The sequence below is a fragment of the Bartonella sp. AA78NXGY genome (assembly GCF_042197005.1).
Classification (GTDB): domain Bacteria; phylum Pseudomonadota; class Alphaproteobacteria; order Rhizobiales; family Rhizobiaceae; genus Bartonella.
The window spans coordinates 180,136-202,638 of sequence record NZ_JBHIRI010000001.1; the positions used below are offsets into that span (position 1 = coordinate 180,136).

Genomic DNA, 22,503 nt, shown 5'->3' on the forward strand with positions numbered 1-22,503 from the left:
GCTACAAGCGGAGAATCCTGTGTGGATAAAACTATTAAGAAATAACTAAAAATGCCTCTTATGAATCATCTCGAGAGCTAAGAGCTGTCGCAACATTAGGGACTGGCAGAATAGTGTGAGTGGTGTCGGCTTGTTACTCCATAAGCGTAAAGATAGAGGGGGTTAATGGATTTATCGTTATACAATTCACGAATGTTATTGCGAATGGGCTTAGGGAAGACTTTGAGAGAGGTCTCTTTAAAACAAGTACGTGAATTTGCAACACAATGGCATTCTGTTTTTACGTGAAGGACATGATTCCATTAAAGACCGTCAAAAACGTGAGGCAAGCAGAGAATTCATAAGATATCGATTTTATTGTCAAACGCATTTAAAGCAATATTTTTTAATAATAAAAATTACCTATTATTTTAGATTTTGTTTATTGTGTCTGGAATAAGATCACTTTTCTTATAACGAATAGCTCCCCAAACAGAATACTCCAAAATATAACATTATTGTGTTGCAAGTTTATGTACTTGTTTTAAAGGAACATTTCTCAGTGTGCGCTTGAGTCTATTTCATAAGATTGCTTGTGAAATGGTATAAAGTATCTCTTATGAATGGTATAAAATCTACACTACCGTTATTAATAAAGGTATAAGTATTTACTAAAGCTATAAGCCGGCATTATCATTCTATTTTCCAGCTTTTCATGTTGCTGACAATCTTTTCACTTGAAAGTGTAAAGGTATTTTTATTGCTTATCTTAAGAGTTTTTATGCATATACCAATATCTCTTATGACGTACAACAAGCGCTTTTAATTGATTCATCATAAATATAAAGAAAATTTGCAATAAGCAAATTACATCTTATCTTTTGTATTCAACAAAATAGCGAGTAAAGTTTTCATCTAAATCCAAGAATTTTATTTTCAATAAACCATAAATTCTTTACCACTTCTTGATTGAAGTAATGCTTTTTCTTGATAACAAGTCTTTTTTTATAAATGGAGCATTACCTTCTATCCATTTTTTATTTCAAATCTTATTTAAGGATCTAGAAATTAGGGGGTATGTTTTTTGAACTGGATATTATGAAGTTTTTTATAAAACCCATGTTCTTTTGCTAGCAATTCTTTTTGAGTACCTTGTTCAATCAGTTGTCCATTTTGTATGACCACAATTTTGTGAGCACGAGCAATCGTTGAAAGGCGATGAGCAATAATGATCGTTGTGCGTCCTTTAGTAAGGTGGTGAATGGCTTCATTAATTTGTGCTTCGGTGTGTGAATCGAGCGCACTTGTTGCTTCATCAAGAATCAGAATTTCACTATCGTGAATCATTGCTCTAGCGATAGCGAGTCGTTGTTTTTGCCCCCCTGAAAGATTACAGCCATTATCACCTATCTGTGTATCATAACCATTTGGCAAACTCATAATAAAGTCATGAGCATTTGCTGCTTTTGCTGCTTCGATAATTTCGTCATCACTAGCCCCTTCTTTTCCAAGCCCGATATTATATTTAACAGTTCCTTGAAAGAGAAAAGTATCCTGTCCTACATAGGCCATCAGGTTTCTCAGAGAGCGAAATGTTGTGTAGCGAATGTCTTGATCATTAATCAATATGCGTCCTTTTGTGGGGTCATAGAGGCGCATAATAAGGTTGATAAGGGTTGATTTTCCCGAACCGGATGGTCCCACCAATGCTGTCATTTTTCCGGCTTCTATTTCTAGGTTGATGTCTTTCAATATCATTTTGTTATTAGTGTATGCAAAAGAAACATGTTCGAAACGAATAGTTCCTTGCGTTTTATTCAGATCTTTAGCTTCTTTATGTTCTACAACTGTAAGGGGACAATCGAGTATTTCAAACATCGTACGGATATTGACCAAGCCAGATTCAATTTTAACACGTACATTTGCTAGTCTTTTTGCGGGTTCATAAGCTAAAAGTAAAGCAACAATAAAGGACATAAATTCACCTTGAACACCTGCGCGTTGGGTTGCAAGATAACCGGAAAAACAAATAATACCTGCAATGGCAACACCCGTGAGTGTTTCCATAATTGGATTGGTAATAGCTTCGAGTGTTGCAATATTATTTGTTTGTTTTTCAACATCACAAATGGCTTTGTCCATTCTTTTCTTCATGACTTCTTCTAGTGAAAAAGCCTTAATGACTCGAATACCAACAGCAGTTTCCTGTACGATTTTTATAATTTCACCAAGTGAAAGGAGCTCTTTTTCCATAAGGCGGCGAACGCGTTTTAAAGCCATTCGAACGCCTAAAAAAGCTAGTGGTCCTACGATTAAAGTAATGGCAACTAATATAAAGTTTTGAATAAACATGACAAGCAACAAACCACTAACGGAAAGCAAATCACGTACAAAAGTTGTGATAATAGTATCAATTATATTACGTACGGCTGTCGCGTTATGAGTTACGCGAACAAGAAGATCAGATGAAGTGTTATTATGATAAAAAGAGACTCCTTGTTCCATAAGTCGGGCAAAAATTTTGCGTTGTTGTTCAGCAATGATACTATTGCCTGCTTTGTTTAGAAAATAAGTTTGGGAAAAAGTTGCAACTCCTTTGAGAATAAAGATAAAAGCAATGATGCTAGAAATCAAAACGATCATAGGAAAATTTTGCGCATCAATAATCTGATTAACAACATCACGCATCATCCATGCACTAGTTGCAGTTGTACCAGAAATGATGATCATTGAGAAAATAGCTGCACTGTACCAACGCGCATGTTTATGAAAATTTTCTCGCAAAAGACGGATAATAAGATGTTTATCAAAAGAGGAAATTTGTTTTTTAGCCATGAAGAGTTTCTATATTCTCTCATTATTTTATGCAAGATTGAAACACTCTTAATTAAAAAGCCCCTTAATCTTTTTTACAAAAATAGCTTTTTCTTTCAAGGTTCATTACATCAATTTCACGACGGTGAGAGTGAAGAATGTAGTGCAAAGTTTCTGTAAAAGGTATAACGAAAATTCGTTGTTCATCATTATTTTTAGTTTTCAATAAAAGATACCGGTGAGTTTCACTATTGTATTTACCAATTTCCATATTGTGATAGCCTTTGGCACTTGAAATGGCTCACAAAAAACATTTCTGCTTTTTTAATAATTTTTATGTATCATCTCCATTTGTGATGTGTAAGCAAACAATTTTGCCGCATTGCATGATAAAAGAGCTTGAAATAAGAAGACCTTACGATGTTTGAGCTTTCTCATTAATATGCAAAATAACGAATTCTTCTTATAAATCGGTCAAGCATTATTAAACTTTTAAAAGGATTTATACACATTTATAAAACCTTAAAAGCACCACAAAAATTCTATGTGGTGCTTCTAAATAATACTATACACATCATTTTGATGCGTTGCATGCGAATATTATTCCAATGCAAAACTATTTAGGTGCTATCACCATCATCATTTGCCGGCCTTCAAGCTTTGGCTCCAATTCGATTTTGGCAATTTCACTTGTATCTTCTTTCACACGCTGAAGAAGCTTTAATCCAAGATCTTGGTGAGCCATCTCACGACCACGAAAACGCAAAGTAATCTTTACTTTATCACCATGATCAATAAAGCGATGAACAGCCTTGAGTTTGACTCCATAATCATGGACATCAACATTTGGGCGCATCTTAATCTCTTTGATTTCGATGACTTTTTGCTTCTTACGTGTTTCAGCAGCTTTTTTTTGGGTTTGATATTTTAATTTTCCCAAATCGATGATTTTACATACAGGTGGCTCCGCATTTGGTACAATTTCAACCAAATCAAGTCCCGCATCTGCAGCCATAGCAAGAGCTTCTTGTGTCGCAACAACTCCCTGATGTTGTCCCTCAACATTGATAAGCTGAACATAAGGTACCCGAATATCCTGATTTGAACGTGGTCCGTCTTTTTGGGTAGGTGTCATTTTAAACGGTTTACGAATGGTTTATGCTCCTTAAATTTTGATTCAACTACAGTTAATTTAATATACAATTATGTACCTAAAAACAACTATAATTCGTGTTATTTTCATTATTTGATTTATTACTTTTTGGAATGATTTAGATTATAAAAGTTTTTCTCTTAATTTAAAGAAATTGTTTTATAGAGGATAAAAAATCATGGATCAAAATATTTCTTGTCAGTTTTTTTCATTTGAGAACACCGCACTTGCAGTACGCTATCGCAAGGGGCGCCAATCTCCAGGTTTGGTTTGGCTTCCTGGCTATCAATCCGATATGTTAGGAAGTAAGGCAACGTTAGTTGATCAGTTTGCTCAGAAGAATGATTTGTCTTGTTTACGTTTTGATTATTCTGGACATGGAGAATCTGAAGGTGATTTTTTTCAAGGAACAATTTCGCGTTGGGTTAAGGAAAGTTTAGCGACTTTTGAAACCTATTGTGAGGGTCCACAAATTTTGATTGGTTCCTCTATGGGGGGGTGGATTGCGCTAAGGCTTGCAATGATGCTAGCACAGAAAAATAAGAAGCTTGCTGGCATGATATTGATTGCTCCAGCACCTGATTTTACACAAACATTGGTGGAACCAAAATTAGGCCCAGAAGAATGGAAGATTTTGGAGGAGAAAGGCTATATTGAACGACCTGCAGTTGATGATACAGAGCCAATGCCCTTTACAAAAACATTGATTGAAGATGGGCGCGAAAATTGTGTGATGAAAGGATGCATTGATGTTGGATGTCCAGTCCATATTCTACAAGGGATGGAAGATGAAGATATCCCCTATCAGCATACATTGACTTTACTTGATCATTTACCTCTCCATGATGTAACATTGACACTTGTTCGTGATGCGGATCATCGCTTTTCTCGTCCACAAGATTTAGATTGCCTTGAAACAGTATTGAGATCTTTTATTAATCAGATTAATGCAAAGTAAGGGGTACATTTATTGATGAAGATAAAAATATATGAGCATTTCTAAACAGCATTTTATTTTTTCTGAGCGCTCTGTACCTGTACGGGTGCGGGAAAATAAGTATGCGCGCCGTCTTACCTTACGTATTGATGCCAGAAGTCAGGAGATTTGTGTAACAACACCACCAGCAATAAATCTCTATGCGGTTGAAAATTTTATTGAAAAGCATCGATCTTGGATTGAGGCACGTCTTGCTCATGTACAAATCTCTCATAAAAATGCTTATCTCAAAGAGGGGGCGACAATTCCCTTATTGGGTGTTTCTCATACCATAAAGCATAGAGAGGGACGTGGGGTAACAGAAATCATTACAGCAGATGCGGAGCAAGGGCCTGAAATTATTGTTTATGGTCAATTAGAATATCTCCCAAGACGCATTGCTGACGTTTTGAAAAAACAAGCGGCGCTTATTATAACGCCTTTGGTGGCACATTATGCTCATCAGGTAGAGCGTAAAGTCAAATCCATTTGTTATAAAGATACGAGAAGTCGTTGGGGATCTTGTTCAATAGATAAGCGTCTTTCTTTTTCTTGGCGCCTTGTTATGGCACCAAAAGAAGTTGTGGAATATGTTGTTGCTCATGAAGTTGCTCATCTTGTTGAAATGAATCACGGACCAAGATTTTGGGCTCTTTGTGAAGAGCTATGTCCTGATAGTAAAACGTACCGTGCTTGGTTGAAGGAAAATGCCCATAGATTGCAAGCAATTAATTTTGATTCATATAATTTAGAGGCGTAAAAAACTTTCAAATGAAGGCAACATTTAACGGAACTTTTTGTTGAGTGTTTTGTTGTGTGTGTGCTTGCTCATTTATAATGAGGAAGCCATTGAAGCTCTCAGCACGATTGTTCTCCCCTGCTTGGTTTGCTGAGTGTCTTCAATGTTTTTTCTTTATCTTTTTTGTAATTCAGCGTAATAACCTTAAGTTCCGATGACTTATAAAAAATGGGAAGGTTTTTTATGTCTGTTCTTACAGATCCACTTCAGCTATTACAGGCACTTATTCGTTGTCCTTCTGTTACACCTCATGAAGCAGGGGCTTTATCAACTTTGGAACAATTTTTGAAAAAAATGGGATTTCACGTCGATCGCCCTGTTTTTACGGATAAAAATACAGATAATGTTGAAAATCTTTATGCAAAAATGGGAAATGAAGGACCCCATCTTATGTTTGCGGGTCATACAGATGTCGTACCACCAGGTGCATTGGAAGATTGGACTTATTCACCTTTTGAAGCTGTCATAGATCAGGGGAAATTATATGGGCGGGGTGCTGTTGATATGAAGGGCGGAATCGCTTGTTTTATTGCGGCGCTAGCGCGAGTTCTTGAGAAACGACCCATTAAAGGAATGGTAAGTTTTTTGATTACCGGTGATGAAGAGGGACCTGCTGTTAATGGTACCGTCAAACTTCTCAAATGGGCAGAAAAAAAAGGCGAAAAATGGACTGCGGCTCTTGTGGGGGAACCAACAAGTGTAAAGACTGTTGGGGATGTCATCAAAATCGGTCGCCGCGGATCGATTTCTGGTATCATTACCGTGAAGGGTCGTCAAGGTCATGTTGCTTTTCCAGAGCGGGCTGCTAATCCCTTGCCTTTGGCAAGTAAGCTTATTCAAGCATTGACACAAATCGTCTTAGATAAAGGGACAGAGAATTTTCAACCCAGTAATCTAGAGCTAACAAGCATCGATACCGGTAATTTAGCGGTCAATGTTATCCCAGCGCAGACAACAGTTCATTTTAATATACGCTACAATGATCTTTGGACAAAAGAAACACTGATGAAGGAAATTGAAAAGCGTCTTGCTTTGGTGCAATCAAAAAACAATGGTGACCAATATCCCTCTTATCAGCTTGAATGGATTCCAAGTTTAGGAGATGTTTTTTTGACCAAAAATGATAAACTCATTCAAACTTTATCCAATGCTATTAAAAGTGTAACAGGGAATATACCAGAATGTTCCACTTCTGGTGGTACTTCAGATGCGCGATTTATTAAGGATTATTGCCCAGTGATTGAATTTGGCTTACCAGGGCAAACGATGCATATGGTAGATGAGTGTGTAGCCCTTGATGCAATGGAAACACTTACTACTATTTATGAGCGTTTTATTATTGAATTTTTTGCATAAAGAAAAGGTTGCTGGTTCAAAAATACCTTTATCTTGTTGTGCCATAAGATATTGCCATTTATGGTGTGGTGATACGAGACTCGTAAGACTTAATATATTAAGTAGTCTTAGAGTAAGTAATGAATATTCTTAAGTTGGGATTCTTGCCTGTAGAGTCTTTAAGTTAAGTGAATTACATAATTGAAAAGCCAAAAGAGACCTGCTTGAAGAAGCAGAACTGTTTAGACCATATTGGATTGAAAATATTCGTTCTTTAAGGTGTAGAAAGGCGGTGCAATCATATATGGAAAACAATGAATATTATATCATCATTGTGTAGTGACAGGTTGAAGCCATGAAGACACACAAAAACATGCTGCTATTGTAAAAAGTTCGTACAACATAAATGCGCTCATTCACAGCTCATGTTTTAATATGGTTTCTGAGCTCTCACAAAAGGCACTTCTTGTTCCAATTAGACTCTCTTAGAATAAAGACTATAGGAAAAGCGCTTTAAGTTTATTTTATTTCATATATTTTGCTCTGCTTTTTTTGTCCCCAAGAACTTCCGTTGCAATATCATTACGAGATAGAAGGTGAGGTTATTTAATCAGCTTTAATATTGGTTATGATAAAGGTACACAGAAATTCTTTTGTAGCATCACGTTGACTTCTTTAGCCAAGGATTGTCCTAGTATTATTCTCAATTTTTTAATTAAATAACTTTAAAGGACGCGTATAGACACTTATAAGCATATACGCATACAAGTAAGATCATATGAGATTAACATCGTTTCACTCGCTAACAAAGCAATACCGATTCATATTTAGTATATTTGTCATTTGAGTGCATTATTTGTTTAGTAAAGCTCATGATGTTGCTGTTACCTATAAATTAATACCGATCATACGGCTGCGTATCTCAAATAAATATTGGTTCAGTATTTTTTGCGATAACAGCTTTTACATGCCAGAATAGGATAAAAGCATTGTGTATATCTATTTTTTATAATCTCTGAAACAGACATACAACCACAACCTGATTGAGGGGAAATATAAAGGTATAAAGGTGAAAATCAGCGTTCTTTTTTACTTTCTCTTTTATTCAGCTTTACGGTTTTCAAAATTATCTAGAGTAATATCTTTTTAAATAATCAGAAATTGATGCATGGTTTCATGTTTATTTCTCTGGTTCTTTTAATGGTGGCACGATTTCATAAAGAAAAAATACATTATCGTATTATGCATTCACGTACTTGTTTTAAAGAAATTTTCTCAATGTTTGTCACATTTGTGCTACTACGGTGCTTATGAATGTTGTAATATAAAATCTATAATGCCTCCCCATCTTTATGTTTATGAAAAATAAAGTTAGAGCACCATACACTTTCTAGCTCAAAATATTGCAATAGCTTTTAGCACTTAAGAGTGTTCATAAGAGGCCTTTTTACTCCTTTTTTATGGTTTTTATCCACATGCTTCTCTATTTTTAAGGTGTAAGCAAATGGCGATAACTAACTTGCTATAAATAGTTTTGAAATGAGAGAATCTCACGATATTCTAATCTCACCTTTGCTGTGAAAAATGATAATTATGATTAAAATAAGTATGTTGTTATAAAAACTTTAGTTTGCGAGTTGGCTGATGATGTGATCAAGAACAATACGTCCTTTGGTTGTTGCTTTTAAGCGTTGGTTATCCACCATTTCTATCAATTCTTGGTGTTGTAAATCGATCAGTTTTTCCATTGGGATACGTTTAGGGCTTAAGGTTTCATAGCGTATAAGTTCTAAGCCTTCGCAAAGGCGTAATCCCATAAGGAGCATTTCATTTGCCTGTTGTTCAGTGGTTAAATGTTCCGTTTCAATACAGCCATGTCCTGTTGTTTCTACCAAATTAAGCCACTGTTCGGGATGCTTTTCATTTATTGTGACATAACGTTCGCGGTTTTCAAGGTGTGATGACAATGTTTTTGAACAGAAAGAGGAATGATTCGATGCGTGCTCAATGAAACGTCCATGTGCTCCTGGACCAAAGCCTGCATATTGGTGATAACGCCAATAAAGAAGATTGTGTGCTGATTCGGCACCGGGCATTGCATGGTTTGAGATTTCATAGGCAGGAAGTCCATGTAGTGCCGTTATTTCTTGAGTAAGATGATACAGATCTGCTGCTAGCTCTGATGGGGGAAGGATAAGTCTTCCTGCATCATGAAGCCGTTTAAAGGCGGTTCCTTCTTCGATCGTCAATTGATAAAGAGAAAGATGGTCCGCTGCTAAATCAATTGCTTGTACAAGTTCAGATTTCCATTGTTCAAGGGTTTGTTCGGGGCGGGCATAAATGAGATCAAAGGATAAACGTGGAAAAATTTGTCGTGCTAAAGCAATGGCACAAAGAGCTTGTTCCACATTATGGAGTCGGCCAAGTTTGCGCAATGCTTTATCATTGAGCGCTTGTATTCCTAGAGATAAGCGATTAACACCTGCCGCACGGTATCCACGAAAGCGCTCTGCTTCCACACTGGATGGATTGGCTTCTAATGTAATTTCAACTTTATCATCGACTACCCATTTTTTTGCAAGTGCTTGCAATAGGGCATCGACAGTCTGTGGCTCCATAAGAGAGGGGGTTCCTCCACCAATAAAAATACTTGTAATATGGCGTGGGCCTATTTTGTGGTATTGCGTTTCTATTTCGCGCTTAAAGGCGGTGACAAAACGTGGTTGATCAACACCATGGATGCGAACATGCGAATTAAAGTCACAATAAGGACATTTAGCTACACAAAAGGGCCAATGAATGTAAATGCCAAAAGGTTCATTCATGAGAATGCTAAAAGGTTTTCTGCCAAAAGTTTGAAAGCACGTGCGCGATGTGAAAGAGGGGGAAGATCATTACGTTTCCAGTTGTGTTTTTGTTCTGTTGACATTTCTCCAAAGGTATTTTCACATCCATCTGGTAAAAAAATAGGATCAAAACCAAAGCCTTTGTCTCCTCGTGGAGGCCAAATGAACGTTCCTTCAACGCATCCGCGGAAGTAATCTGCATGAGTATCAGGCCATGCAATGCAAATGACGGATATAAAACGGCATTTCCGTTGACTTTTTTCTCGTGCTCCGACTTTTTGGAGTTCATTTTCTATTTTTTTCATAGCTTTTGGAAAATTACGTGTACCATCGGTTTGAATTGCCCAATCAGCGGTATAAACGCCTGGCGCACCTTCCAATGCATCTACCTCTAAGCCTGAATCATCAGAGAGCGCAGGAAGTCCTGTTTTTTTTGCTGCTGAAAAAGCTTTAATATAAGCATTTTCTTCAAATGTTTTTCCCGTTTCTTTTGGTTCTGGCAAGCCTAGTTCTTTTGCCGATTGTATTATTAAACCGAAAGGCGTAATTAAAGTAGTGATTTCATGCAATTTTCCGGTGTTATGTGTAGCAATGACAAGTTTTTTATCTGCTATGCTTCTCATATAGATTTCTCCAAAAATGAAAGGGGAATTATTTTTGTGCTAAAAACGGTTTAAATGCTCATACACACACATTCTGCTTAATTTCACATAATATGATTATTTTACACGTTTTATGATATTTTATTCCAATAAAATTTTTTATCTTGCACGAAGATAACCTTGCAAAGATAGGAAAGACATGTCTTTTTTATGATAGCATTTTATGGTAAACTTCCAATTTTCTGCTTGCTCTAAAGGGTGAAATTTTCTATTTACAGCGATTTTTAATCAAGCTAGATTCTCTTGACAAATCCCTACAGCAGACCACTTTACAGATCAATTCTTAATCTTAAATATTTCTCACACACTCTAACAAAAATATTTCCTGCGTAATTTATCAAGCATTACTCTGAAAGGTAGCATTTTACAGCTCAATAGGATAATATGTTTTTATACTACTTTAGACTATTTGACCAAACCTTGGCAAAACTTATATAAGAGATGAGGATTTTAAAAGTAGTGAAACAATTGTGATGAAGCACAAAACTATTGATAATGAACTAAAATATCTTGATGAACGTTCGCGTGATATTTTTCGCCATATTGTTGAAGCTTATCTTAATGATGGTGAACCTGTAGGATCACGTAATCTTTCGCGGCTTTTACAACAGACATTATCGCCTGCGACGATTCGCAATGTGATGAGTGATCTTGAACATCTCGGTTTGATTTATGCACCACATGTTTCTGCGGGTCGAATGCCAACACAATCAGGTTTACGCTTTTTTGTTGATGCATTTATGGAAGCGGGTGATTTGCCAAACGAAGAGCGAGAAAATATTGAAATGCAAGTCAAAGAGGCTGGTCATGCACAATCGGTTGAACATTTTCTTGTTCAAGCAAGCCGAGTTCTTTCAGATCTTTCACGTGGGGCAGGGCTTGTTTTAGCAACAAAACAAGAAGGAACATTGAAACATATTGAATTTGTGCGCCTTGATAGGGAGCACGCTCTTGCCGTTTTGGTGACTCAACAAGGTGAAGTTGAAAATCGTATTGTTCATTTACCAGAAGGGGTTACCCATGCACAATTGACGGAAGCAACGAATTTTCTCAATGCCCATATTCAAGGGCGTACATTGAGTGAAGCTAAAGGGGAAATTGCCCGCTTATGCGCAGAAACAAGGGCCGCACTTGATGATTTATCACATCATCTTGTTGAAACGGGATTAGCTCTTTGGGGAGGAGAAGATGCTGATCATAAAATACACCTCATTGTTCGCGGGCGTAGCAATTTACTTGAAGATGTGAAAGCAGAAGAAGATTTAGAACGGTTACGCCATTTGTTTGATGATCTTGAAACGCGCGAGAGTATGGCACAGCTTCTCGATTTAACGGATGAAGGTTCTGGGGTTAGAATTTTTATTGGTTCAGAAAATAAGTTATTTTCACTTTCTGGTTCTTCTTTAGTTGTAGCACCTTATCGAGATTCACAACAAAGAGTCATTGGTGCTTTAGGTGTTATTGGTCCTACACGGCTTAATTATGCAAGGATTGTGCCCATGGTTGATTATACAGCTCAACTTGTGTCACAGTTATTGCGTTAAAACGATGCAAGTAAGTATTTGTACTATAAAAGCTCATTGTATTATATACATCGCTACCCCTTGATTTTTGTCTGTAGAATTTCGATATCGAGAATAACGAATCTTATGAAGGAATAAAATTTTTATGTCTGATGAAAAAAACAAATTTACTGACGCTTCATTTGAAAATTGTGATTTAAAAAATCCAGCTGATCGTAATACACTTAAACAGGCAGCCGATGAATTTTTAAAAACACATAAAACAGAGGAACACGAAGTCGTTGAAACAGAAAGCAATGAGGTTAGTGATCTTTTAGCGTCTTTGCAGGATGAAAATAAAGAACTGAAAGATCAGCTTTTACGTCTTGTTGCAGATATGGAAAATCTTCGACGCCGTACTATGCGAGATGTGGCGGATGCAAGAGCTTATTCCATTGCTAATTTTGCACGGGATATGTTATCGGTTTCTGACAATCTCAATCGTGCTTTGGAAGCTATTCCAGAAGGTGCACGGGAGAGTGATGCTGGTTTGAAATCATTGGCAGAAGGCGTTGAAATGACTGAACGTGCCATGATGGCAGCATTAGAACGTCATGGGGTGCAAAAAATTCATCCAGAGGGGCAAAAATTTGATCCTCACTTTCATCAAGCGATGTTTGAAATTCCCAATGCTGATGTTCCAGATAATACTGTTCAACAAGTGGTTCAGGCAGGTTATATTATCGGGGAAAGGGTACTACGTCCAGCTATAGTGGGTGTAGCTAAAGGAGGAGCAAAAGAAGCTTCTGTTGAAGCTGATTCGGCTTAAAACACATCAATAATAAATCTCCAACATAAAATGCAGTATTCCCTGCAATTACACATATATGAAGTCTTTTCTTAAAGGGTTTTTAAAGGGTGTTATAAACACCCTTTTATCTTTGAAGCGCCCAACTTCCTTTTACAATATAGGGAGCCTTATTTAAGGGAGAGGCCGATAACAATAAAACAAAATGATCAACTTCAAAAGGAGGGACAAAAAAATCATCTTGAAAAGATAGATAAGAAGAAAGATCTTTAAGATTAATATCAAATATTCGTGCAAGAGTGATATGCGGAATAAACAGTCTTTCATCAGGCTTTAACTCTAATTTATTCCGAATATATTGCATCTTTTCATGTAAAAGAGTAAGCTTTTCACAAGGTTCAATGCGAACCACAAGAGAATGAGGAGCATTTTCTGAACCAAAAACTTCAAAACCTTTTATCTGTAGCGTAAAAGAAGGAAGTTCTATAGTGTTAAAGGTATGCATAATTTCATCTGCTAAGGAGCTTTCAACTTCGCCAAAAAAAGATAAGGTGACATGAAAATTTTGCGGGTTGATCCATTGCGCTTTTGGTAAGCCATTTTGCAATGATACGAGGGCTTTTGTTGTTTGTTGAGGAATCTGAAGAGCACTAAATAGACGACCCATGATATTATCTCCTTATAATGAAAGATGCTATCCCAAGCGCAATATAGATAATAAGGGCGGGGCACGTACCACAGAAAACAAGGCAATAGTATAGAAAAAGAATGTCTAAAAAATGCTTACTATAATTATGGTCGTACAAAGCTTATTCGTTTTAAGAAAATGGTTATGATATTGATAAGAATTGCGTTTTCAGGATCTGTATCACAATGATGTGCAATGGAAGATTACTTGTGTATTATAAAGGCTACAAAGTTAGCAGAAAATAAGAAAAGTTGATAGATTTTTGATGTGCGAAATTATTTTGACATTTATCTTTAGCCTAAAATAAAGCATACTTTAATACAAGGTAAAGAGTTCTCTTTTCTGTAAAAATTTAATTATATGATTAAGTCGGGGAATAGCCATAATACGCAAAACTATTCAAATTGGTCAAATAATGTTAGGAAAGGAAGAAAAAAATCGAGCATAACAAAATTACTATAAGCTTTTACATTTATGATAATTATGCCAATCTATAATGGATATGAATATTGGTATAAAAGCGGGAAGAGAAATTAAAATTCAAAATAATGATGGAAAGTTCCTATTTTCTAAGAATTATCATCTTTGTTTATGATGAAAAAGCACTAGTTTTCCTCTCCAAAGTTGTTATTGATGAGCTTTTCAAGAGCATTAAGAGCATCTGTTGCTTCTGGTCCTGAAACACGAATGGTGAGGTTGCAACCGGATGAAGCCGCTAGCATCATAAGTCCCATAATTGATGATCCGCCAACAATTTTCCCGTCCTTTTCAACTTCAACAGTAACATTAAAATTGTCAACAGTTTGTACAAATTTTGCAGAAGCACGTGCATGCAACCCACGTTTATTACAGATATTGAAATGACGACTTATACATGGGAGGGTATCTTTGGAAAACATTGGTATTTTATTATCCGCTATAAAATCATACTTGGTACATTAATATATTTACGCCCTGCTTCTTGTGCTATTCTTAACGCGTCTGATAATGAAATATCAGGACATTTGCGAATAGAAATCAGTTTAATAAGCATGGGCAAATTAACACCCGCAATCATTTCAACGCGTCCTTTTTCAATAGCAGGAATAGCTATATTTGATGGTGTTCCACCGAACACATCTGTTAATATGATGACGCCATGATCCGTATCTGTATCGGTTACTGCGGCTATAATATCACCTCGGCGCTGATCTATATCGTCATCGGGATAAACGCATATTGTTGCGAACTTTTCTTGTACTCCAACAACATGTTCCACGGCATGTAAAAATTCGACAGCCAGCTCACCGTGCGTTACAAGCACGAGTCCAATCATTTACGCAAACTCCTGTTAACTAATAAGACCCAACCATAGTTGGTGGGAAAGACATTGTACAAGGCTTTATCTTGCTGCCAAGAAAAATTTGCAAAAAAAAGGCAAAAATTGTGATTTTTTTATCTTTAGAAAAAAATTAGACAGATTTTTGCCATATTTTTCTAAACAAAAATGCTTCAATAGCTTGACAAATGGCTGTACAATCGGCTTCACGAAGAGAGGGAAGTTTTAAAAGAGGAATGTGCAAATTTTCAAATTGAAAAGTTTTATTTGTGGAAAAACGTTCATATTCCGGACCGAGAAAAATAACACAATCGATAGTTGTGTGCTTTTCAAATTCTATCATATAAAGACCAACGCCACGAATCTCGATGCCGCCCTCTAAATTATCAGGAGTGTATCCGTGAAGCTTTCCATTTTCCGCACGCAACATTGTATAATCATCACTGATAAGCTTCGCTTCACGTTTTGACCACTCAGCGCGGTCAAGCAAAGAAAGGGTGATGGTTGATTTTCCTGATCCGGATGGACCTATAATTAACAGCCCCTTGCCGCCTAGTTGAAGGCAATTTGCGTGGAGTATTTCACATTTTGTTTTCATGTTTTTTACTTTGGATAAAAGATTTATTTAGCAAGCGGAAGCATAATAGTAAAACGTGCACCAGTTTTACACTTCCCAAGTGTAGGATCAATAATATTTTCGGCTGTAATTGTTCCATTATGAGCCTCGATGATTTGCCGACTAATAGAAAGGCCAAGTCCAGAGTTTTGTCCAAAAGCATCTTCATTTGGTCGATCTGTGTAAAAACGTTCAAAAATGCGTTCAATATTTTCTGAACGAATACCTGGGCCATTATCTTCAATGGTTAAAATAAGGGTTGAAGCATGGCTTTTCATAGTAATGCAAATTTTGCCACGATTCCGAGGAATAAAAGAACGCGCATTTTCAAGAAGATTTGAAATCACTTGTCCTAAACGAAGTTCATGTCCCAATACAAGATAAGCTTTTCCATAAGGACGTGGGACAATATTAAGGCTTATATCAATAGTTTGCGTATTACGATACACTTCCTGAACAGCATGAACAAGACTTTCCAAAAGCGGTGTCATATCAACAATCTCTGCGGTTTCTCGTGCAAGCTCTGCATCGAGTCGCGATGCATCAGAAATATCTGTAATCAACCGATCAAGGCGGCGCACATCATGTTGAATAATTTCCAGCAATTTTTCTTGTGCTTCTTCATTTTTAGCCAGAGGGAGCGTTTCAACAGCACTGCGTAGGGAGGTGAGAGGATTTTTTAATTCGTGGCTTACATCAGCAGCAAAACGTTCAATGGCTTCAATACGCATATAAAGGGCATTGGTCATATCACGAATAGAAGTTGAAAGGTGACCAATTTCATCTTCACGCATTGAAAAATCAGGAATTTCTACACGCTGATTATTGCCATTACGCACTCGATTAGCCGAGGCAGATAATTTACTTAATGGATGGGCAATCGTATGGGCCAAAAAGAGAGAAAGAACCAAAAGTACGCTACCTACAACGGCAAAAACTTTAAAGATAACCAGTCTTTCGCCTTTTACAATGTTATCAATATCGGAACCAGTGGTTGAAAGAAGAAGAGCTCCAACCACTGCGCGATAGCGTTGAACAGGAACGGCAACAGAAACAATTAATTGCCCTTGTCTGTTGCGTCTTTTAGCCGTAGCAAGAGATCCGTTTAATGCGCGGTACACTTCTGGATAAGCAATACCACTGGTTTTTGTTTGTTCTCTGTCAAGAGCAATACCTTTGCCATAAAATGCGCTTGAATACCATGAAGTAAGGCGATCCCACATGTTTTGTTCTGTTTTAAGTGGGGGTAAATCATAACTAAAAACTTCTCCACTAGAATAAAGAACGCGCGAATCAAGAAGGAGAGTAGCATCACGATCATAGATACGTGCTCTTGTCGTTTTAGGTGTAATAAGACGCCGTAAAAGAGGGGCAACTTGCTCAGGGTTAATAGGAAAATCCCAAGAATCGGTTGATTGAGGAGCGGGTGTAACGCTTTCACCAGTCTGTAACTCTAAGAGTTTTTGAGGGTCAATGAGGATAGAATTTGTATCTACTGTTGCAGAAGCAGCAATAGCCCCAGCAATAATTTTTCCTTGGGTACATAAACTTTTGATTTTTGCTTCAATTAAACCATCGCGAAATTGGTTAAGGTATAAAATGCCTGTAACTAAAACGGCAAGAGCAGCAATGTTTAATATAACAATGCGACGTGTGAGGCTGGAAAAAAGCAATTGTCTAAAGAGACGTTGTGTTCGAAGATGCAAACGAGCGAACATAAGAAATGGCGTTGAGGATGTACCATTAACGGTTGTTTTTTGTAAAGTTTCCAGTTGAGAATTGTCTGTCATCGATTTGATTGCCATTCAAATTTTTGCGACAAAGTAGTTTTATACCTCGTGGAAACGATAACCTACACCATAAAGTGTTTCAATCATTGCAAAATCATCATCCACTTGTTTAAACTTTTTACGCAGACGTTTAATGTGACTATCAATGGTGCGATCATCTACGTAGACTTGATCACTATAAGCAGCATCCATTAAAGCATCACGACTTTTTACAACTCCTGGTCTTTGTGCTAAGGTTTGCAGAATCAAAAATTCCGTAACGGTTAAAATAACAGGTTTATCTTTCCATGTACAGGTGTGGCGTTCTTGATCCATCACAAGATCTCCGCGTTTGAGAGAAGAGGTGGAAGAAGTTCCTGTAGAAAGCGGTTGGTTACGTGCATTAGAACGGCGTAAAATAGCTTTCACGCGTTCAATAAGAAGACGTTGGGAGAAAGGTTTAGTAATAAAATCATCAGCTCCCATTTTGAGACCAAATAATTCATCAATTTCATCATCTTTAGAGGTAAGAAAAATAACTGGAAGATCAGATTTTTGACGCAAACGACGCAAAAGTTCCATCCCATCCATTCGGGGCATTTTAATATCAAAAATAGCTAAGTGTGGAGGGTGAAGTGTGAGACCCTTGAGTGCAGATGCTCCATCTGTATAGCTTTCAACCCGATATCCTTCTGTCTCAAGCGCAAAAGATAAAGATGTCAAAATATTGCGATCATCATCAACAAGTACAATCGTTTGCGTGATTGTTGGTGTATCTTTCATGGTTTCTTAGACCTTTCTATTGCTGTGGTAGCAAATTACCCACACTTATTTATATGGGAGTTCATATTTTTTTTGCAAAACAAATATGATACAAATTGTAGCAAAGTAAAAAACCTTTTGTCATTACTGTAAAATCTTGTTTTGCTTTCATAATTTATAATGTTTCTACGTCTATTAAGATCCCTTCATTTGAGAGAAAATTTTTATAAAGGCTTTTTTTATCAAGGTTTATTACAAAGTTTATTATTGTATTTGTCTCATAATTGAACAGATGTAGTTTTGATTGTTGAAGTTTAGAAAATCTGCCTATGTGTTTTAAGAGCAAAGAAAAGAATGTGGCAATATATGCACAAAAATTTGTTTCTGCTACACGAAAGGAGGTCGTAATGGGATTTTTTAATTTTATTAAAACTGTAGGGGAAAAGTTAGGTATTGGGGACCATGAACCAAAAGAAAAGGATTTTAAGAGAGCATTTGATCATTTTCAACTCGGTACAGAAAAAGTCAATATTCAAGTTGAAGACGGTAAAGCTATTTTAAGCGGTGAAGTTCCAGATAGGGAAACACTTGAAAAAGCACTGCTGGTTGTTGGCAATTCACAAGGTATCTCTTCTGTAGATGTTAATCAATTAAAGGTTATAGATACAACGCCTAGAAAAACTTCTCGCTTTTATGAGGTTAAATCTGGTGATAATCTTTGGAAAATTGCTGAAGAGGTTTATGGAAAAGGGCAAGGTAATAAAAACACATTTATTTTTGAAGCCAATAAGCCAATGCTAAAATCTCCCGATAAAATTTATCCTGGACAAGTTTTACGTATTCCTGAAATTGACCATAGTTAATTCATCAAAGGGGATAATTTTTTACTGATGGCATTAAACAAAAAATAAAGAAGCGTAAAAAATTTCACGCTTCTTCATTTTATAAAGTGTGTATTTATAATAAAAGGAGCTTAGTGAACAGGAGAGGATTTAGAAGGTGATGGTACTTTCATAGCGTTTACAGAGAAATCAACATCAATGGTTCCTGCTTTCTCAAATGTTAATTTTGCGCTAATTTTATCACCTAACTTAAATGGTTGTGAAAGCCCCATGAACATAATATGATCACCGCCAGGCTTAAGCGTGATTTCGCCATTTCCCGGAATTTCAATGCCATTGTGCATTTTTTCCATTTTCATAATATCATTAACGACAGCCATAGAGTGTATCTCTGTTGTTTTTACTCCGTTTGTGGAAATAGAAACCAAACGGTCTGGGGTATTACTGTGATTGATAATGTAGAGATAACCGCTACCAACTCTTATACCTCTAGGTGTTTCGCGTGTCCAAGGATTGAGAATTTCTATGTCGCCAAGTTTATATTGCTGAGCACCTGCTGGCAGGGTTATACCAGCAAAGAGAAGAGCACACACGATATTTATGATAACCTTTTTGTATGGATATTGTGTATGTATTATATTCTTAAAGATGAGATTTGTTATTTTTTTAATAATAGATGTCATCATTGATTTACCCTCCTTCATAAGATTCACACTTTGAATATTTTTATTTTAGCAGAGCTTTTATTTAAAATAAAAGAAAGAAATGCTAAAATGAAATTGATTTGAATATAAAAATCATAGAATTCTTGAAATTTAAAAGAAGACAGTAAGATTTACAATGACAACACACCTCTTAACGCTTCCGTGTTCATCTCATAAATAGTATTTGCAAATGGTATAAAATCTATGATGCACTACTATTTTACTTAATGAAGATATAATACAGAACAATCATCAACTACTTTACCAATTTTAATATTATGACAGCTCTTGGCATTTTAAAGCGTTTATACAGAGGTATTTTTATATATTTTCAAAGTTCAAAATTATACAGTTAAGAAAAAACGCTTTAGATGAATTTAAAGCACAGATTTCAAATAGCCGCAAACAATGAGACCGTTAGAAGGAGAATTTTTGAAAGGAGATCGATAGATAATACCTTTACTGATATGAGCATTAGATATGATGACTATTTTAGTCCAAGGAAAATTTATAATATTTGTGATATAAATTATTCGCCTTTTAAAAAGCTTTTACGTGAGTATGATTTTATCAATGATGAGAAGATCAAGAGCGAGAGTGCAATCATTCTTTTATTTTTTAATTTTTATAGAAAGATATATTTTTTGAGAATTGCAAGAAAAATATATTATGCTCTCAAGTCTCTCATAAATATGGTATTTATGGGTCATTAGAGTGCCTATTTTAAAATAAATTTTTTATTTTGGAGATGTTTCTCTCATTATTCTCTTGTAGCAATAAAAGCCTGTTCTTATATACGAGGCAGCAAGGCTTGTTGCGACTTGCAGTTTATTATTATTTATATTGCTTGAAGCAATATACGGGCTTTAGGTGTTATGAGGAGCTATCTTAAAAAGATGCTTTATGAAGGTTGAGGTAGCTTGCTGAATGGAGATTATAATATGGCAAAAGTAATTGGTATTGATTTGGGGACAACGAACTCTTGTGTGGCTGTTATGGATGGCAAAAACGCAAAAGTTATTGAAAACTCAGAAGGAGCGCGAACAACACCTTCCGTTGTTGCCTTTACTGATGGGGGGGAGCGGCTTGTTGGGCAGCCTGCTAAACGGCAGGCGGTGACAAATCCTGAAGGGACAGTTTTTGCAGTTAAACGTTTGATAGGGCGCCGTTTTGATGACCCTATGGTTGAAAAAGATAAAGCGCTTGTTCCTTATAAAATTGTTAAAGGTGACAATGGTGATGCATGGGTTGAAGAGGCGGGAAAGAAATATTCTCCGTCACAAATTTCAGCTATGATTTTGCAAAAGATGAAGGAAACAGCAGAATCTTATCTTGGTGAAAAAGTTGAACAAGCCGTTATTACGGTTCCTGCTTATTTTAATGATGCGCAACGTCAAGCCACGAAAGATGCAGGTAAAATTGCTGGACTTGAAGTTTTACGGATTATTAATGAGCCAACTGCTGCTGCTTTAGCTTATGGTTTGGACAAAAAAGACGGAAAGACAATAGCTGTTTACGACCTTGGTGGTGGTACATTTGATATTTCAGTCCTTGAAATTGGAGATGGCGTTTTTGAAGTTAAATCAACCAATGGGGATACGTTTTTAGGGGGTGAAGACTTTGATATGCGCTTGGTCGGTTATTTTGCAGATGAATTCAAAAAAGAGCAAGGAATTGATCTGAAAAATGATAAACTCGCTTTACAGCGCTTAAAAGAAGCGGCAGAAAAAGCAAAAATTGAGCTTTCTTCGTCACAGCAAACAGAAATCAATTTACCATTTATCACGGCAGATCAATCCGGTCCCAAGCACTTAACAATGAAATTGACTCGGGCAAAATTTGAATCTCTGGTTGATGATTTAGTGCAGCGTACCATCGAGCCTTGTAAAGCTGCGTTGAAAGATGCTGGATTAAAGGCTGGTGAAATTGACGAAGTTGTTTTAGTGGGTGGTATGACACGTATGCCCAAGATTCAGCAAGTTGTGCAGAGCTTTTTTGGCAAGGATCCCCACAAAGGCGTTAATCCTGATGAAGTGGTCGCAATGGGTGCTGCCATCCAAGGAGGTGTATTGCAAGGCGATGTCAAAGATGTATTGTTGCTAGATGTAACACCTTTATCTTTGGGTATTGAAACCTTGGGTGGGGTTTTCACACGCCTTATTGAGCGCAATACCACTATCCCGACGAAAAAATCGCAAGTTTTTTCGACAGCTGATGATAACCAGAGTGCTGTGACGATTCGTGTTTTTCAAGGTGAACGGGAAATGGCAAGTGATAATAAGTTATTGGCTCAATTTGATCTTGTTGGTATTCCTCCAGCCCCACGTGGTATACCTCAAATTGAAGTTACTTTTGATATCGATGCGAATGGTATTGTTAATGTTTCAGCCAAAGATAAGGGAACAGGTAAAGAGCATCAAATTCGTATTCAGGCATCAGGTGGTTTAAGTGATGCTGATATTGAAAAAATGGTAAAGGATGCAGAAGAGCACGCGGCTGAGGATAAAAAACGCCGTGAAGGTGTTGAAGCTAGAAATCAAGCGGAGGCTCTTATTCATTCAACTGAAAAGTCGCTCAATGAATATGGCGATAAAGTATCAGCTGAAGAAAAGGGACAGATTGAAACAGCAATATCTGATTTGAAATCTGCGCTTGAAGGCAGTGATACGGAAGAAGTAACAACAAAGATGCAAAAATTAGCAGAAGTCAGTATGAAGCTTGGACAGGCTATGTACGAAGCCTCACAAGCAGCGAGCGCTGACACTGAAACAGAGGCAAAGAATGATGATGTTGTTGATGCTGATTTTGAAGAAGTTAATGATAAGAAGAAATAGTGTCAGCATATGTGTTGATTAATTGATAAACCCGGCCTTTGAAATATAAGGCTGGGCTTTATTATTTGAGATAAGTTGCAACTTTGTTGCTAAAAA

Annotated in this window: 19 protein-coding genes; 7 read left to right on the forward strand and 12 right to left on the reverse strand. The window is 36.7% G+C overall.

Translation table 11 applies throughout. The annotated features are described in order from the left end of the window. Positions 1-1,047: 1,047 nt before the first annotated feature. The 3 genes from ACFINL_RS00690 to infC all read right to left on the reverse strand — a co-directional run bounded on the left by ACFINL_RS00690 (position 1,048) and on the right by infC (position 3,928). Entirely contained in the window at positions 1,048-2,814 is a 1,767-nt protein-coding gene (locus ACFINL_RS00690; protein ID WP_375649017.1) for an ABC transporter ATP-binding protein, read from the reverse strand. A gap of 64 nt (positions 2,815-2,878) precedes the next feature. Next, positions 2,879-3,064: a hypothetical protein gene (locus ACFINL_RS00695; RefSeq protein ID WP_375649024.1), complete on the reverse strand. Its 186-nt coding sequence runs from the start codon at positions 3,062-3,064 to the stop codon at positions 2,879-2,881. A 345-nt stretch (positions 3,065-3,409) separates the two neighbouring features. Continuing rightward, positions 3,410-3,928, reverse strand: coding sequence for a translation initiation factor IF-3 (gene infC, locus ACFINL_RS00700; protein WP_375649031.1), 519 nt, complete (start codon positions 3,926-3,928; stop codon positions 3,410-3,412). Positions 3,929-4,124: 196 nt separating this feature from the next. Between infC and ACFINL_RS00705 the strand changes: the two genes are divergently transcribed. The 3 genes from ACFINL_RS00705 (at position 4,125) to dapE (ending at position 7,077) form a co-directional block, all read left to right on the forward strand. Beyond that, complete coding sequence (locus tag ACFINL_RS00705; RefSeq protein ID WP_375611378.1) at positions 4,125-4,904, forward strand: alpha/beta hydrolase; 780 nt, start codon at positions 4,125-4,127, stop codon at positions 4,902-4,904. A gap of 31 nt (positions 4,905-4,935) precedes the next feature. Then, on the forward strand, positions 4,936-5,682 hold the full coding sequence (locus tag ACFINL_RS00710; RefSeq protein ID WP_375649039.1) for a M48 family metallopeptidase: 747 nt from the start codon (positions 4,936-4,938) through the stop codon (positions 5,680-5,682). A 222-nt stretch (positions 5,683-5,904) separates the two neighbouring features. Continuing rightward, the gene (dapE, locus tag ACFINL_RS00715; RefSeq protein ID WP_375649046.1) at positions 5,905-7,077 is read left to right on the forward strand and encodes a succinyl-diaminopimelate desuccinylase; all 1,173 of its coding nucleotides are present in this window, start codon (positions 5,905-5,907) and stop codon (positions 7,075-7,077) included. Between the two features lie 1,604 nt (positions 7,078-8,681). Here the strand turns inward: dapE and hemW are convergent. Beyond that, positions 8,682-9,881 carry a radical SAM family heme chaperone HemW gene (gene hemW, locus ACFINL_RS00720; RefSeq protein WP_375611381.1) on the reverse strand — a complete coding sequence of 400 codons (1,200 nt, stop codon included), beginning with the start codon at positions 9,879-9,881 and terminating at the stop codon, positions 8,682-8,684. Continuing rightward, the gene (rdgB, locus tag ACFINL_RS00725) at positions 9,878-10,525 is read right to left on the reverse strand and encodes an RdgB/HAM1 family non-canonical purine NTP pyrophosphatase (RefSeq protein ID WP_375649055.1); all 648 of its coding nucleotides are present in this window, start codon (positions 10,523-10,525) and stop codon (positions 9,878-9,880) included. Before rdgB ends, hemW begins: the two co-directional genes overlap by 4 nt. A gap of 512 nt (positions 10,526-11,037) precedes the next feature. Between rdgB and hrcA the strand changes: the two genes are divergently transcribed. Together hrcA and grpE are read left to right on the forward strand one after the other, a co-directional pair. After that, entirely contained in the window at positions 11,038-12,108 is a 1,071-nt protein-coding gene (hrcA, locus tag ACFINL_RS00730; protein WP_273790224.1) for a heat-inducible transcriptional repressor HrcA, read from the forward strand. Positions 12,109-12,232: 124 nt separating this feature from the next. After that, entirely contained in the window at positions 12,233-12,895 is a 663-nt protein-coding gene (grpE, locus tag ACFINL_RS00735) for a nucleotide exchange factor GrpE (RefSeq protein WP_375611384.1), read from the forward strand. A gap of 106 nt (positions 12,896-13,001) precedes the next feature. Here grpE and thpR read toward each other — a convergent pair whose 3' ends face one another. The 6 genes from thpR to ACFINL_RS00765 form a co-directional block, all read right to left on the reverse strand. Next, a complete protein-coding gene (gene thpR / locus ACFINL_RS00740; RefSeq protein WP_375611385.1) occupies positions 13,002-13,541 on the reverse strand; it encodes an RNA 2',3'-cyclic phosphodiesterase in 540 nt (179 codons plus the stop codon). A 626-nt stretch (positions 13,542-14,167) separates the two neighbouring features. Beyond that, the gene (locus ACFINL_RS00745; RefSeq protein WP_012754483.1) at positions 14,168-14,461 is read right to left on the reverse strand and encodes an HPr family phosphocarrier protein; all 294 of its coding nucleotides are present in this window, start codon (positions 14,459-14,461) and stop codon (positions 14,168-14,170) included. 17 nt (positions 14,462-14,478) lie between these two features. Next, positions 14,479-14,877 carry a PTS sugar transporter subunit IIA gene (locus ACFINL_RS00750; protein WP_375611386.1) on the reverse strand — a complete coding sequence of 133 codons (399 nt, stop codon included), beginning with the start codon at positions 14,875-14,877 and terminating at the stop codon, positions 14,479-14,481. A 136-nt stretch (positions 14,878-15,013) separates the two neighbouring features. Continuing rightward, complete coding sequence (locus ACFINL_RS00755) at positions 15,014-15,478, reverse strand: HPr kinase/phosphatase C-terminal domain-containing protein (RefSeq protein ID WP_375611387.1); 465 nt, start codon at positions 15,476-15,478, stop codon at positions 15,014-15,016. A 23-nt stretch (positions 15,479-15,501) separates the two neighbouring features. After that, positions 15,502-17,286, reverse strand: a complete 1,785-nt coding sequence (locus ACFINL_RS00760; protein ID WP_375649062.1) for a stimulus-sensing domain-containing protein — start codon at positions 17,284-17,286, stop codon at positions 15,502-15,504. Between the two features lie 39 nt (positions 17,287-17,325). After that, on the reverse strand, positions 17,326-18,048 hold the full coding sequence (locus tag ACFINL_RS00765) for a response regulator transcription factor (RefSeq protein WP_005774392.1): 723 nt from the start codon (positions 18,046-18,048) through the stop codon (positions 17,326-17,328). A 386-nt stretch (positions 18,049-18,434) separates the two neighbouring features. On the opposite strand from ACFINL_RS00765, the gene lysM reads away from it, so the two are divergent. After that, entirely contained in the window at positions 18,435-18,890 is a 456-nt protein-coding gene (gene lysM / locus ACFINL_RS00770) for a peptidoglycan-binding protein LysM (protein ID WP_375611389.1), read from the forward strand. Between the two features lie 110 nt (positions 18,891-19,000). Here lysM and ACFINL_RS00775 read toward each other — a convergent pair whose 3' ends face one another. Next, a complete protein-coding gene (locus tag ACFINL_RS00775; protein ID WP_375611390.1) occupies positions 19,001-19,555 on the reverse strand; it encodes a copper chaperone PCu(A)C in 555 nt (184 codons plus the stop codon). Between the two features lie 959 nt (positions 19,556-20,514). On the opposite strand from ACFINL_RS00775, the gene dnaK reads away from it, so the two are divergent. Then, positions 20,515-22,407: a molecular chaperone DnaK gene (gene dnaK / locus ACFINL_RS00780; protein ID WP_273790233.1), complete on the forward strand. Its 1,893-nt coding sequence runs from the start codon at positions 20,515-20,517 to the stop codon at positions 22,405-22,407. Positions 22,408-22,503 lie beyond the last annotated feature (96 nt).